At 64.8% G+C, this 13,790-nt stretch carries 12 protein-coding genes; 7 read left to right on the top strand and 5 right to left on the bottom strand.

All coding sequences use genetic code 11. The features are described from left to right. The first annotated feature begins 1 nt into the window (after position 1). The 4 genes from argE to KUV65_RS07165 are packed head-to-tail and all read left to right on the top strand — an operon-like array spanning position 2 to position 4,723. Positions 2 to 1,156: an acetylornithine deacetylase gene (gene argE / locus KUV65_RS07180; protein WP_222188901.1), complete on the top strand. Its 1,155-nt coding sequence runs from the start codon at positions 2 to 4 to the stop codon at positions 1,154 to 1,156. 13 nt (positions 1,157 to 1,169) lie between these two features. Continuing rightward, positions 1,170 to 2,342 (top strand): M20 aminoacylase family protein, encoded by a 1,173-nt coding sequence (locus KUV65_RS07175; protein WP_222188899.1) that lies wholly within the window; start codon positions 1,170 to 1,172, stop codon positions 2,340 to 2,342. Positions 2,343 to 2,354: 12 nt separating this feature from the next. Further along, positions 2,355 to 3,524, top strand: coding sequence for a M20 aminoacylase family protein (locus tag KUV65_RS07170; RefSeq protein ID WP_222188897.1), 1,170 nt, complete (start codon positions 2,355 to 2,357; stop codon positions 3,522 to 3,524). A 35-nt stretch (positions 3,525 to 3,559) separates the two neighbouring features. Further along, positions 3,560 to 4,723, top strand: a complete 1,164-nt coding sequence (locus KUV65_RS07165) for a M20 aminoacylase family protein (protein ID WP_222188895.1) — start codon at positions 3,560 to 3,562, stop codon at positions 4,721 to 4,723. Between the two features lie 52 nt (positions 4,724 to 4,775). Here KUV65_RS07165 and KUV65_RS07160 read toward each other — a convergent pair whose 3' ends face one another. Together KUV65_RS07160 and moaA are read right to left on the bottom strand one after the other, a co-directional pair. Then, positions 4,776 to 5,231: a hypothetical protein gene (locus KUV65_RS07160; protein ID WP_222188893.1), complete on the bottom strand. Its 456-nt coding sequence runs from the start codon at positions 5,229 to 5,231 to the stop codon at positions 4,776 to 4,778. A gap of 43 nt (positions 5,232 to 5,274) precedes the next feature. After that, entirely contained in the window at positions 5,275 to 6,285 is a 1,011-nt protein-coding gene (gene moaA / locus KUV65_RS07155) for a GTP 3',8-cyclase MoaA (protein ID WP_222188892.1), read from the bottom strand. Between the two features lie 90 nt (positions 6,286 to 6,375). Between moaA and KUV65_RS07150 the strand changes: the two genes are divergently transcribed. After that, entirely contained in the window at positions 6,376 to 6,798 is a 423-nt protein-coding gene (locus KUV65_RS07150) for a hypothetical protein (protein WP_222188891.1), read from the top strand. Beyond that, positions 6,791 to 8,431 carry an AMP-binding protein gene (locus tag KUV65_RS07145; protein ID WP_222188890.1) on the top strand — a complete coding sequence of 547 codons (1,641 nt, stop codon included), beginning with the start codon at positions 6,791 to 6,793 and terminating at the stop codon, positions 8,429 to 8,431. The genes KUV65_RS07150 and KUV65_RS07145 overlap by 8 nt, the downstream gene beginning before the upstream one ends. A 62-nt stretch (positions 8,432 to 8,493) precedes the next feature. Here the strand turns inward: KUV65_RS07145 and KUV65_RS07140 are convergent, their stop codons facing one another. From KUV65_RS07140 to KUV65_RS07130, 3 genes are all read right to left on the bottom strand, one after another. Further along, on the bottom strand, positions 8,494 to 9,777 hold the full coding sequence (locus KUV65_RS07140) for a DUF3422 family protein (protein ID WP_222188889.1): 1,284 nt from the start codon (positions 9,775 to 9,777) through the stop codon (positions 8,494 to 8,496). A 186-nt stretch (positions 9,778 to 9,963) separates the two neighbouring features. After that, positions 9,964 to 11,154: a kynureninase gene (gene kynU, locus KUV65_RS07135; RefSeq protein WP_222188888.1), complete on the bottom strand. Its 1,191-nt coding sequence runs from the start codon at positions 11,152 to 11,154 to the stop codon at positions 9,964 to 9,966. A gap of 31 nt (positions 11,155 to 11,185) precedes the next feature. Further along, positions 11,186 to 11,947 carry an SDR family NAD(P)-dependent oxidoreductase gene (locus tag KUV65_RS07130; RefSeq protein WP_222188887.1) on the bottom strand — a complete coding sequence of 254 codons (762 nt, stop codon included), beginning with the start codon at positions 11,945 to 11,947 and terminating at the stop codon, positions 11,186 to 11,188. Positions 11,948 to 12,210: 263 nt separating this feature from the next. Between KUV65_RS07130 and KUV65_RS07125 the strand changes: the two genes are divergently transcribed. Then, positions 12,211 to 13,788 (top strand): Re/Si-specific NAD(P)(+) transhydrogenase subunit alpha, encoded by a 1,578-nt coding sequence (locus KUV65_RS07125; RefSeq protein ID WP_222188886.1) that lies wholly within the window; start codon positions 12,211 to 12,213, stop codon positions 13,786 to 13,788. Positions 13,789 to 13,790 lie beyond the last annotated feature (2 nt).

Here is a 13,790-nt window from a genome sequence, read left to right as displayed (position 1 = left end):
CTTGGCAAACACGCTTGGCGCACGCGCCCTTCTGGACAAGCTCGTTTCGTTCCCCACCGTTTCCCGCGACAGCAACCTCGCCCTCGTCGACTGGGTCGAGGAGTACCTGAACAGCCACGGGATCAAGACCTACCGCGACTATGACGCGAGCGGTCACAAGGCCAGCCTCTACGCCCATGTCGGCGCCGAGGTCGATGGCGGTGTCGTGTTGTCGGGGCATACCGACGTTGTGCCGGTCGACGGGCAGGAATGGGACACCGACCCGTTCACCGTGGTCGAGAAAGACGGAAAGCTTTTCGGACGCGGATGTTGCGACATGAAAGGCTTTGACGCCCTGGCCATCTGCGCCACGGTCGAAGCCGCGCGGCGCGGCGTGTCCCGCCCCTTGCAGCTTTGCCTCAGCCGGGATGAAGAGATCGGGTGCATCGGCGCGCCGCCGATGATCGAGAAAATGGCGACCCATCTGCCCCGTGCCTCGGTCGCCATCATCGGCGAGCCGACCAATATGGGCGTGGTGAACGGCCACAAGGGCGGGGTCGGCTTCGACCTGCATTTCCACGGCTTCGAGGTGCATTCCTCGATCGCTTACAAGGGCGTCTCCGCGATCATGGAGGGGGCCAAGCTGATCGACTGGGCCAACCGCGTGAACGAGGAAAACCGCGCCAAGGCAGATCCGAACAGCGATTACGATCCCCCCTACACGACGCTGCATGTCGGCATGGTCCAGGGCGGCACGGCGCATAACATCACCGCCAAGGACTGCACCTTCGTGCTGTCGGCGCGGTGTGTGCCGACCGAATCGAACGAGTTCTGGGCCGAGAAGATCGGGGCCGAGATCGCCCGGATTGAGAAAGGGATGAAAGCCGTGCGTCCCGAGGCCTGGATCGAAGCGACCCCGAAATGGGACGTGCCGGGCCTTGCGGCCGAGGTGGATGGCGCCGCCGAGGAAATGGCCCGGCGGATCACCGGCGAGAATGGCACCCGCGTCGTCAGCTACGGGACCGAGGCGGGGCAATTCCAGCGGGCGGGCTACTCCGCCGTCGTGTGCGGCCCGGGCGACATCGCGCAGGCCCATCAACCCAACGAATTTCTGACCGTAGACCAGTTCAAGAAAGGCGAAGCGTTCATGGCCCGCCTTCTTGACGCGCTTTCCTGAACGAGGACCCATCATGCCGATCAAGAACCGTCTCGCGGAACTGATGCCCGAGATCGCCGAATGGCGTCGCGAGATTCACATGAACCCCGAGTTGCTCTTCGATCTGCCCAAGACGACGGCAATGGTCGAAAAGAAGCTTAAGGAATTCGGCGTCGACGAGATCCATACCGGGATCGGGCGCTCGGGCATCGTCGCGCTGATCAAGGGCAAGACCGATTCTTCTGGGCGCTGCATAGGGTTGCGCGCCGACATGGATGCGCTTCCGATGGACGAGCACACCGGCCTGCCGCATGCCAGCCAGACCCCCGGCAAGATGCATGCCTGCGGCCATGACGGTCACACCGCGATGCTGTTGGGGGCTGCCAAGTATTTGTCCGAGACGCGCAATTTCGACGGTACGGTCGCGCTGATCTTCCAGCCCGCCGAAGAGGGTGGCGGGGGCGGCGACCTCATGGTGCGTGACGGGATGATGGAGCGCTTCGGCATCGACGAGGTCTATGGCATGCATAATGAGCCGGGCCTGCCCGTGGGCGAATTCGGTGTCTCGCCCGGGCCGATCATGGCCGCCGCCGACGAGTTCGAGGTTCGCATCGTCGGCAAGGGCGGGCATGCCGCGCGGCCGCATATGTGCGTCGACCCGACGCCCGCCGCCTGCGCCACGGTCATGGCGCTGCAGACCGTCGCCAGCCGGAATGTCGACCCGATCAAGGAAATCGTCGTTTCCGTCTGCACGCTGCGCACCGCCTCGGAGGCCTTCAACGTCATCCCGCCCGAGGTTCTGATCCGTGGCACCGTGCGCACCCTCGATGACGAGGTGCGCGATATCGCCGAACGGCGGGTGACGCGGCTGATCCATTCCACCGCCGAGGCCTATGGCTGCGAGGCGCATCTCGATTACCACCGCGGTTACCCGGTCGTGGTCAACCATGACGAGAATGCCGAGATCGCCGCCGAGATCGCGCGCGCCGTCGCAGGGGACGACAAGGTGCGCTGGGGCCGTCCGCCCCGCATGGGCGGCGAGGATTTCGCCTACATGCTCAACGCGCGCCCCGGTGCCTTCATCAATGTCGGAAATGGCGACAGCGCCGGCGTTCACCACCCCGAATATGACTTCAACGACGAAGCCATCCCCTACGGATGCAGCTTCTTCGCCGAACTCGTCGAACGACGAATGCCCGCCGCCTGAGGAGGCCCCGACATGCCGATCAAGAACCGCTTCGCCGAATTGCTGCCCGAGATCACCGAGTGGCGCCACGATTTCCACCGCCATCCCGAATTGATGTACGAGGTGCATCGCACCGCCGGGATCGTCGCGGAAAAACTGCGGGAGTTCGGCTGCGACGAGGTCGTCGAAGGCGTGGGCCAGACCGGGGTTGTCGGCGTCATCAAGGGACGGGAAAACGGGTCGGGCAAGGTCATCGCGCTCAGGGCTGACATGGATGCGTTGCCGATCCACGAACAGACCGGCGTCGGCTACGCGTCGGAAACACCCGGCGCGATGCATGCCTGCGGCCATGATGGGCACACCTCCATGCTGCTGGGGGTGGCGAAATACTTATCGGAGACGCGCAATTTCGACGGCACGGTCGTGCTGTTGTTCCAACCCGCCGAAGAAGGCGGGGCAGGGGGCAAGGCGATGGTCGATGACGGGGTGATGGACCGGTTCGATGTGGACGAAGTCTATGGCATGCACAACGCACCCGGAACGCCGATCGGCCATTTCATCACCCGCGCCGGGCCGCTGCAGGCGTCCTCGGATGAATTCGACATCATCGTCACGGGCCTCGGTGGGCATGCGGCCGAGCCGCACAAGGCGGTGGATACCACCCTTGTCGCCTCGCAGATCGTGGTGTCACTGCACAACATCGTGGCGCGCAATGTCGACCCGCTGAACCGCGTCGTGTTGACCGTAGGCACCTTCGAGACCGACAGCAACGCGACCAACATCATCGCCCATACCGCCAAACTGACCGGCACGGTCCGCTGCCTCGACCCCGAGGAGCGCGACCAGATGCAGGGCCGCATTACCCGCGTGGCCGAAGGGATCGCCGCCGCCTTTGGTGCGACGGTCGAGGTGGTCTGGCACCCCGGCTACCCGGTCACGGTGAATGACGCGACCGCGGTCGAACACGCGGTGGAGGCCGCCCGCGCCGTCGGCCTTGAGGTCGATGGCGATACCCGCCCCATTATGCCGTCAGAGGATTTCTCCTACATGCTGGAGGCGCGTCCCGGCGCCTATGTTTTCATCGGAAACGGCGATACGGCGATGTGCCATCACCCGAAATACAATTTCGACGACGAGGCCATCCCTTACGGATGCAGTTTCTTCGCCGAGATCGTTGAACGCCGGATGCCCGTCGCCAAGTAACACCCAAGACGCTCGCTCAAAAGAAAGACATACAGATGCCCGTGAAGAACCGTTTCGCCGAGATGCTGCCCGAGATCACCGAGTGGCGGCGCGATATCCATGAACATCCCGAGATCCTGTTCGAGACGCACCGCACCGCGGCGCTTGTGGCCGACAAGCTCAAGGAATTCGGCTGTGACGAGGTGGTGACCGGCATCGGGCGCACTGGTGTGGTCGGCATCATCAAGGGCAAGACCGACAAGTCCGGCCGCACCATCGGGCTGCGCGCGGATATGGATGCCCTGCCGATCCACGAGGAAACCGGCCTCGACTATGCCTCGAAAACCCCCGGTGCAATGCATGCCTGCGGCCATGACGGTCATACCGCCATGCTGCTTGGGGCCGCGAAATACCTCGCCGAGACGCGCAATTTCGACGGCACCGTCGCCGTCATCTTCCAGCCTGCCGAAGAGGGCGGCGGCGGCGGTCGCGAGATGGTCGATGACGGCATGATGGATCGCTGGTCGATCGACGAGGTCTACGGCATGCACAACTGGCCAGGCGTGCCCACCGGCAGCTTCGCGATCCGCCCCGGTGCCTTCTTTGCGGCGGCGGACCTGTTCGAAATCAATGTCACGGGCCGTGGTGGCCATGCGGCGAAACCGCATGACACGATCGACACGACCGTGGTGGCCAGCCACATTGTCCTGGCGCTCCAGACCATCGCCAGCCGCAATGTGGACCCGGTGAAACAGGTCGTCGTCTCCGTCACCAGCTTCGAGACCGGCAGCCATGCCCATAACGTCATTCCCGAAACGGTGAAGATGAAGGGCACGGTGCGCACCCTCGATCCCGAGGTGCAGGACCTGACCGAGGCGCGCATGAAAGAGATCGTCGAGGGCACCGCCGCGACGTTCGGCGCCAAGGCCGAGCTGGTCTACAAGCGCAACTACCCCGTCATGGTGAATTCCGAGGAACAGACCGAGTTTGCCGCCGAGGTCGCCCGCGACATCGCCGGCGACTGTGACGAGGCCCCGCTTGTCATGGGCGGCGAGGATTTCGCCTTCATGCTGAACGCGCGCCCCGGTGCGTATATCCTTGTCGGGAACGGGGACACCGCGATGGTTCACCACCCCAAGTATAACTTCAACGACGAGGCGATCCCGGCCGGGTGTTCGTGGCTGGCCGAGGTTGTCGAACGGCGGATGCCGGCGGCGTAGCGCGCAAGTTGGTCTGGGGGTGGTGTTGCACCCCCGGACGGCTGGCTCTTGGCTATCGGGCCATACTCTGAGGCGCGGTGGCGGCATCAGCCACGCGATCGAGTGCGTAAAATGCCCCAAGTCCGGCGATCAGGAGGCCGGGCGTCAGGAAAGGGTGCCACATGAGCTCTGCGAAAGGTCCCCACAGGCCCCAGTCAGAGTCGAAATGCACTCGGTAGCCCGACGAGATCCCAATCAGCGACCACGCGTATTGCAAAACCCAGAACCCCATGGCCGTGCCCAGCCGTGCCATGCCTGTGCTCCAAATGCCCCCGATGATCGCGAAGGCGAGCGACGCGCCGATAGCCTTGGCGATCTGTCCCGTCAGTACAACACCAAGGGTCAGGCAGGGCGGATCTGTGCAAGGTGTGGATGACGACGCGATCAGGTCGTGGTTTCGCGGGCCAAACACCAGAATTTCGTGGATCGTTAGGGCCGCGAACAGGCTCGTGGCGCCAGCAAAGGCCAAGGTCAGAGCCGAGCGAATGCGTCCCTGTCGCGCTGGAGGGCTGTCACCCACCCGTATGGCTCATGTGGCGGCTGACCTGACCATCCACGCTCTGCCGGGAATAGTCGAAATCGTGCCCCTTGGGCTTGAGCGCGATCGCCTTCCGGATGGCGTCTTCCAGCACGGCGTCGTCGCTTGAGGCGCGCAGCGGCGCGCGCAGGTCGGCCATGTCCTCTTGCCCGAGGCACATGTAAAGCTCGCCCGTGCAGGTCAGGCGCACGCGATTACAGCTTTCGCAGAAATTATGCGTCAGCGGCGTGATGAAGCCAATTTTCTGCCCGGTCTCTTGCACCTGAACATAGCGCGCCGGACCGCCGGTGCGTTCCGCCAGGTCGATCAGGGTAAAGCGGTCTTCCAATCGGGCACGCAGGTCCTTCAGCGACCAGTATTGGTCCAGCCGGTCCTCGTTGCCCAGATCGCCCATCGGCATGACCTCGATGAAGGTCAGGTCCATGTCGCGCGCGGCGCACCAGTCCTGCAGGGTAAAGAGCTCATCCTCGTTGAACCCTTTCAGCGCGACGGCGTTGATCTTCACGCGGAGCCCTGCGGCTTGCGCGGCGTCGATGCCTTCGATCACCTGTTTCAGGCGTCCCCAACGGGTGATGTCCGCGAATTTCTGGTCGTCCAGCGTGTCGAGCGACACGTTCACCCGCCGCACGCCCGCCGCGTAAAGCGGTTCGGCGAACTTGGCCAACTGGCTTCCGTTGGTGGTCAGTGTCAGTTCCTTCAACGCGCCCGAGTCGAGGTGACGCGTCATGGCGTTGAAGAAGGTCATGATATCGCGGCGCACCAGCGGCTCTCCCCCCGTGATGCGCAGCTTTTCCACGCCGAGGCGGATGAAGGTCGAACACATCCGGTCCAACTCCTCCAGCGTCAGAAGCTCTTTCTTCGGCAGGAAGGTCATGTTCTCGGCCATGCAATAGACACAGCGAAAATCGCAGCGGTCGGTGACCGAGACGCGCAGATAGGAGATCGCGCGCGCGAACGGATCGATAAGAGGGGCGGTCGTTTCCATGGTGCGGAGACTAGGTATCGCGCCGCCAACCCGCAAGCCTGTGCATGAGACCAGTTGATCGTCCTCGCGCACGGCCCTAGGGTTCGCGCCATGATGACACGCACATTCTCACTCGTTTTCGTGCTGGCGCTCGCCGGCTGTGGTGGCACCGGCTTTGGCCTCTTCGGCGGCGATGATGAGCCGGTCGATCTGGGCCCGGCCGCGGTGGCTGAGCCCGAGGGTGGCCTTGCCGCCGGCGCGCCTTCGAACCCTGCCTCGGACGGCCAGTTTCGCGGCCTGACGGTGGCCAGCCTTGGCGACGCGACGCGTCCCGGGCTCTGGATCGAAACGCCCGTCGTGACCGAGGAAGGCCCCGGTCGGGTGATCGCGCCGGACGGAACGGTTGTGGCGCTGACGCTGATCCCGTCGGGCGGGGATCGGGGGTCGGGCTCGCGCCTATCGCTGGAGGCGATGCAGGCGCTCGGCATCCCCTTGACCAACCTGCCGACGGTGACTGTCATCTCGGATGCCTGACGCGTCGCAGGATCGTTGCCTGATCGAACGGCCCGCGCGGGGGCGGGCCGATTGGGCGCGGCTTCGCGACGGGTTTCGCTGGCACGTGCCGGCAGCGATGAACATTGCCGACCTGTGTTGCGACAGCTGGGCCACCCTGGACCCGGGCAAGGCGGCCGTTATTCACTTTACGCAAGATGGCGACCGGCAGGTCTGGACCTACGGGGATCTCAAGCGCGCCTCCGACCGGTTGGCGGCTGCGATGGACGCGGCCGGGATCATGCGCGGGGACCGTGTTGCCGTGATGATGGCGCAGCACCCGGCGGTTCTCATCACGCATTTCGCAGCGATGAAGCTGGGGGCGGTGGCCCTGCCTCTGTTCACCCTCTTCGGTGAAGATGCGCTGCGCTACCGATTGGCCGATTCAGGGGCCCGGGCCGTGCTGTGCGACGGTGGTCAGATCGACAAGCTGATGGCGCTGCGCCCCGACCTGCCCGAGCTTGAGCTGGTGATTTCGACAGGCGCGGCCGTCGAGCCCATCCAGTCTTTCGACGAGATCATCGCGACGCCCGCCCCGGGCTTCAAACGGGTGCCGACCGATGCCGAAGATCCGGCGGTGATGATCTACACCTCGGGCACCACGGGCGATCCTAAGGGCGTTCTGCATGCGCATCGGTTCCTCTACGGCCACCTGCCCTGCATGGAACTGTCGCAGAATTGGTTCCCGCAGTCCGGCGATGTCGGCTGGACGCCGGCGGATTGGGCCTGGATCGGCGGGTTGATGGACATGGCGATGCCGTGCCTTTTCTACGGCGTGCCCCTGGTCAGCCACCGCTTCGCAAAGTTCGACCCGGACGCGGCCCTGAACCTGATGGCGGAGGAGGGTGTGACCAATGCCTTCATCCCGCCAACGGCGCTGCGCATGATGCGCCACGCTCCGGTGCCGCGCGATCTGCGCCTGCGCGCGGTCGGATCGGGCGGCGAGGCGTTGGGGGCGGACCTTTTGGACTGGGGGCGCGAGGCGCTGCGCTGTCCGATCAACGAGTTTTACGGTCAGACCGAGGCGAACCTTGTCGTCGCCTCCTGCGACCGGATGATGGACCGCGTACCGGGTGCCATGGGGCTCGCCGTGCCGGGGCACGAGGTTGCCGTTTTGGGGCCGGACGACAAGCCCGTTTCGGCCGGAGAGGTGGGAGAGGTCTGCGTGCGCGCGCCAGACCCGGTGATGTTCCTGGAATACTGGGGCAAGCCCGAGGCGACGGCCAAAAAGGTGCTCGATGGCTGGTTGCGCACCGGCGACCTGGCGCTTCTGCGCGAGGATGGCCAGATGGTGTTCCACGCGCGCGATGACGACGTCATCACCAGTGCGGGCTATCGCATCGGCCCGGTCGAGATCGAACAGGCGCTGGCCTCCCATCCCGATGTCGTGATGGCCGCCGTGGTCGGCAAGCCAGATCCGATCCGCACGCAGGTGGTGGTGGCCCATGTCGTCATGCGCGAGGGGGTGGACTGGGATGGCATGCCGGAAACGCTCCGCGCCTGGGTGCGCGACAAGGTTTCGGCGCATGTGGTGCCACGCAAGATCTTCCGCGCCGACAGCCTTCCGATGACGGCCACCGGCAAGATCCTGCGCCGCGCCTTGCGCGACGGCTGAGCGGGCGGAAAACTCGAGTTTTCCGGCCCGTTTTCCTCGAGGAAAACGGCCCCGTCCCGGCGTTACTTCTCCATCGATTTGCGGATCGAGTGGATCACCAGCCAGACAGCCACCATCGTCGGCAGCACGGCCAATGCAGTCAGCACGGCTTTCGAGACGCCGATGGGCTCGGCAAGCGGGCCGATCAGATAGACGACGAGGTTCACCGCATAGTAGCTGATCGCCACGACCGACAGCCCTTCGACCGTCTTCTGCAAGCGCAACTGCATGTCCGAGCGCTTGTCCATCGAGGCCAGGAGTTCCTGGTTCTGGGCCGAGCGATCGACATCGACCTGCGTGCGCAAAAGGTCACCTGCGCGGATCGCCCGGTTGGTCATCTGGTAGAGCCGGTTTTCGGTTGCCTTGACCGTCCGCATCGAGGGATCGAAGCGCCGCGTCATGAACTCGCCGAAGGTCTGCCGCCCCTGGAACCGTTCCTCCCGCAAAACCTTGATCCGCTGGTTCACCAGCGCCTCGTAGGCCCCGGTGGCCCCGAACCGGAATGCGCTTTCGGTCTGCAATTGCTCCAACTCGGCGGCGATGTTGAGCAGTTGTCGCAGCGTTTCGTCAGGCTTGGCGAGATGCCCGTTCATGTCGCTGACAAGGTGCGACAGGGACTCGTCGATCGCCGCCATGCGGCGTGACAGATCGTGGGCGCGCGGCAGGCCCAGCATGGACATGGTCTTGTAGGTTTCGATCTCGCAGATGCGCTGCACGATCCGCCCCAGGCGCCGACGCCCGGTGTCGGGCCGGGTGAAGACGGCAAAACGCATATGCCCGGACGTGTCGATGCGGAAATCGCCCGCGATCACCGCGCTGTCGTCCAGCACCTTGCTGACGGCGAGGCTTTCGGGGACGAACCAATCGTGCAGCGTATCTTCGACGCCGCTTTCGTCGTCCGGCATCGGCAGGAACATAAGGTGGGCCGAGGTGATGTGCGCGCCCGGCGCCTCGCTCAGCCATTCGTCGGGAAACACTTCCCACGCGGTCGGATCAAACGGGCGCGCTGTCCCGTTGGGAAGGAACGCGGTGTAGGTCACGAACTCGGTATGCTGTTCCCATTTCAGACGGAACTTGCCGAGGTCGCCGAAATAATGCGTCGCGTCGGGCTTGGGGTGCTGCGCTCCGAACCGGTCGAGCAGAGAGATCAGATGCGCGCGATCTTTCGCGCGGTCGCGCTTGGCGGCCTCTTTCGGTTCCTTGATCGCGAAATACACCGCCTGACCGGGCGCTTCGAGCGACGGGAAAGGGCGCGCGTGCAACTCGTTGGCAAGTTTGTAGCGGAGCGGGTGGTCTGCGAGCGGCATGGGCGGTCTTTCGGCGGCTGTTCGATGTCAGATAAGGTTTTCTGCGCCTGCGTAAACGGGAAAACGTAAATATTCCGGGTATTTGGCGGCATGCCTTGGTATGCATCCCGCCAAGCACATGCTCAGCATAACACTTTTCGTTCACCCTTTGCGCTGCGGCCCTTTCGCGGCGCTGCGGCAAAGCCGTCAGGTGACCCGTTGGCGGGCCTGGAACTCGGGCTTCTGGTATTCGCCCTTGTCGATGACGGCGGCGATATGCGCGACGGCCGCGTCGACCTCCGCTTCGCCGATATAGAGAGGGGTGAAGCCGAAGCGCATGATATCCGGCGCGCGAAAATCGCCGATGACGCCGCGCGCGATCAGCGCCTGCATGGCGGCATAGCCCTCGGCAAACCGGAAAGAGACCTGGCTTCCGCGCTGCTTCGGATCGCGGGGCGAGGCAAGGGTCAGCGCGGGGCAGGCGGCCTCGACCCCGGCAATGAACCGGTCCGAGAGAGCGATGGATTTCGCACGCACATCCGCCATCGACACCCCGTCCCAGGCATCCAGCGCGGCTTCGAGGATCCGCATCTGCAAAATGGCGGGCGTCCCGACGCGCATGCGCGAGATGCCGGGGCCGGGGCGGTAGGTTTCTTCGAAGGCAAAGGGCTGCGCATGACCGAGCCAGCCGTTCAGGATGGTTTCGGCGCTGTCCGCATGGCGCGGGGCGACATAGATGAAGGCCGGGCTGCCGGGGCCGCCATTGAGATACTTGTAGGTGCAGCCGACGGCGAAATCGGCGCGGGCACCGGCAAGATCCACCTCGATCGCGCCAGCGGAATGGGCCAGATCCCAGACGGTGACGATACCGAGCGCATGGGCCTTGGCCGTCAGGGCGGCCATGTCGTGCAACCGCCCGGTCCGGTAGTCGACCTCGGTCAGCATCAGGACGCCCACCTTGTCGGTCAGGTTGGCCTCGATCTCCTCGGGATCGACAATGCGCAGTTCCTTGCCGCCCTTGAGGTGATCGACCAGGCCCTGCGCCACGTAGAGATCCGAGGGGAAATTGCCGCGATCCGTCAGGATTACCGTTCGGTCCGTCATCGCCGAGGCAGCGGCGAGCGCCTGGAACAGGCGGATGGAAAGCGTGTCCCCCACCATCACGTGCCCCGCCTCGGCCCCGATCAAACCGGCGATCCGGTCCCCCAGCAGCTCGGGCAGGGCCATCCACCCGGCGCGGTTCCAACCGGTGATAACCATTTCGCCCCATTCGGCGAACAGGACCTTTCGGCTGGCGGCCTCGGCGCCGCGCGGCAGCGGACCGAGAGAGTTCCCGTCGAGGTAGATCGTGTTGGGCGGCAGGCGAAAACGGGCGCGGGTCGCGGTGAAGTCGGTCATGGTTCCCTTTCGGACTGGATAAAACGCGCGGTCAGGCGACCTGGCCGCCTGCGATCTGGATGGCTTGCCCGTTCACGCTGCGCGCGCCGTCCGAGGCGAGCCAGAGTGCCGCGGCGGTCACCTCGTCGGTTCGCAGCAGTTCTTTGTGGCGGTTGCCGCGGGCGAGATAAGCGCGCGCCTCGTCCTCGGTGATGCCGCGGGCGGCGGCGATCTGGGCGGCGTTGCGCTCGACGATGGGGGTGTCGACATAGCCGGGGCACAGCGCGTTGAAGGTCACGGCCCCGCCCATGTATTCCTCGGACAGGCCCCGCACCATGCCGATGACCGCGTGTTTCGATGCCGTGTAGGCAATCGCACCTTTCAGGCCACGCAGCCCGGCAATGGAGGAGATCGCGATCATGCGGCCCCAGTCTCCGGGGGCGAGCGTTGCCAGCGCAGCCTGAAAGGTCAGGAACACGCCGTCGACATTGGTCGCCATGATCTTCTGCCAGTGATCGAGGGAGGCCTTGGCGAAAGGCGCCCCCTCGGCGATGCCGGCATTGGCGATGCAGATCGAAATCGGCCCGTGGGCTTCGGCCGCCGCGGCGATGCCATTCCGGACCGAGGCCTCATCGGCCACGTCCATCTGCATCGGGTGCAGGCGCGCATGACCCTCGGCCATTTCGTCCAGCCGGTCGAGGTTGCGCCCCGTGATCGTGACCTCGGCCCCCTCGGCGGCCAGCGCATGGGCAATGTCGAGGCCGATGCCCGTGCCGCCCCCGGTCACCAGCGCATGGCGTCCCTGGTGTTGCATGTTTCGTGTCCCTCCCTCGTCACCGGGCGAGGCGTTTCGCCTCCGCGCGTGTCGCCGCCACCCTAACGCGCCAGTTCCCGGCTGCAATCTTGGTCGCATGACTGGACATTCCCGCGCGAGATGGCATGTATGCGCCTCAAGGAACGAAATTGCGCGGCATACCACGGTATGCGTAAGAAAATGTCGCGGAGTGTGACGTTGTGGAGCATTCGCCCTCTTGCTATGGGGGCGATCGGATATCCCATGCCAGAGGGGGGAACACGTTGAAAATCGGGGCACCCAAGGAAATCGAACCGGGCGAATCGCGCGTTGCGATGACGCCGGACAGCGCCGCCCAGTTGCAGAAACTGGGCTATGACTGCGCCATCGAAAGCGGCGCGGGCGAGGCGGCCGGCTTTACCGACGCGGCTTATGAGGCAGCGGGCGTCGAGGTCGTCAAGACCGCAGCCGCGCTCTGGAAAGGTGTGGATATCGTCGCCAAGGTGCGTCCGCCCACCGAGGCCGAGACCAAGCGCCTGAACGAAGGTCAGCTTCTGATCAGCTTCTTCTATCCGGGCTCGAACGAGGCGCTGATGGAACTGGCGCGCGGCAAGGGTGCCAATGTCATCGCCATGGACATGGTCCCGCGGATCTCGCGCGCGCAGAAGATGGATGCGCTGTCGTCGATGGCCAATATCGCGGGCTACCGCGCGGTGATCGAGGCGGGCAACAATTTCGGCCGCTTCTTCACCGGTCAGGTGACGGCGGCCGGCAAGGTGCCGCCGGCCAAGGTTCTGGTCGTGGGCGCCGGTGTTGCCGGTCTGGCCGCGATCGGCACGGCCACCAGCCTTGGGGCGATCACCTACGCGTTCGACGTGCGGCCCGAAGTGGCCGAGCAGATCGAGTCGATGGGCGCGGAGTTCGTCTTCCTCGAATTCTCGGACGATGAACTGCCCGATGGGGCGGAAACGGGCGGCTACGCGGCCCCCTCCAGCCCGGAATTCCAGGCCAAGCAGCTTGAGAAATTCCGCGAGATCGCGCCTGACATGGACATCGTGATCACCACCGCGTTGATCCCGAACCGGCCTGCGCCGCTCTTGTGGACCAAGGACATGGTCGAGAGCATGAAGCCCGGCTCGGTCATCGTGGACCTGGCTGCCGAGCGTGGCGGCAACTGCGAGTTGACCCAAAAGGACGAACGCATCGTTTCCGACAACGGCGTGGTGATCATCGGCTACACCGACTTCCCCAGCCGGATGGCGGCGCAAAGCTCGACGCTCTATTCCACGAACATCCGCCACATGATGGCCGACCTGACGCCCGAGAAGGACGGGCAGGTCGTGCACAACATGGAAGACGACGTGATCCGCGGCGCCACCATCGTTCACCAGGGCGAGATCACCTTCCCGCCGCCGCCGCCGAAAGTGGCCGCTATTGCGGCGCAGAAGCCCAAGGAAAAGCCCAAGGAACTGACGCCCGAGGAAAAGCGGGCCGGAGAACTGGCCGCCTTCAAGGCGCAGACCAAGCAGCAGGTGGCCCTGCTGACCGTCGGGGCCGCGCTGCTTCTGGGCGTGGGGCTGATCGCACCGGCCAGCTTCATGCAGCATTTCATCGTGTTCGTGCTGTCGGTCTTCATCGGCTTCCAGGTGATCTGGAATGTCAGCCACTCGCTGCACACGCCCCTGATGGCGGTGACGAACGCGATTTCGTCGATCATCATTCTCGGCGCGCTGATGCAGGTGGGATCGTCCTCGGTGCTGATCACGATCCTTGCCGCGGCGGGGATCTTCATGGCCGCCGTGAACATCTTCGGCGGCTTCCTCGTGACGCGGCGCATGCTCGCCATGTTCCAGAAATCGTAAAC

Source organism: Maritalea mobilis (genome assembly GCF_019800885.1).
Classification (GTDB): Bacteria; Pseudomonadota; Alphaproteobacteria; order Rhodobacterales; family Rhodobacteraceae; genus Roseibacterium; species Roseibacterium beibuensis.
This window is presented reverse-complemented; position numbering and strand designations above follow the sequence as displayed.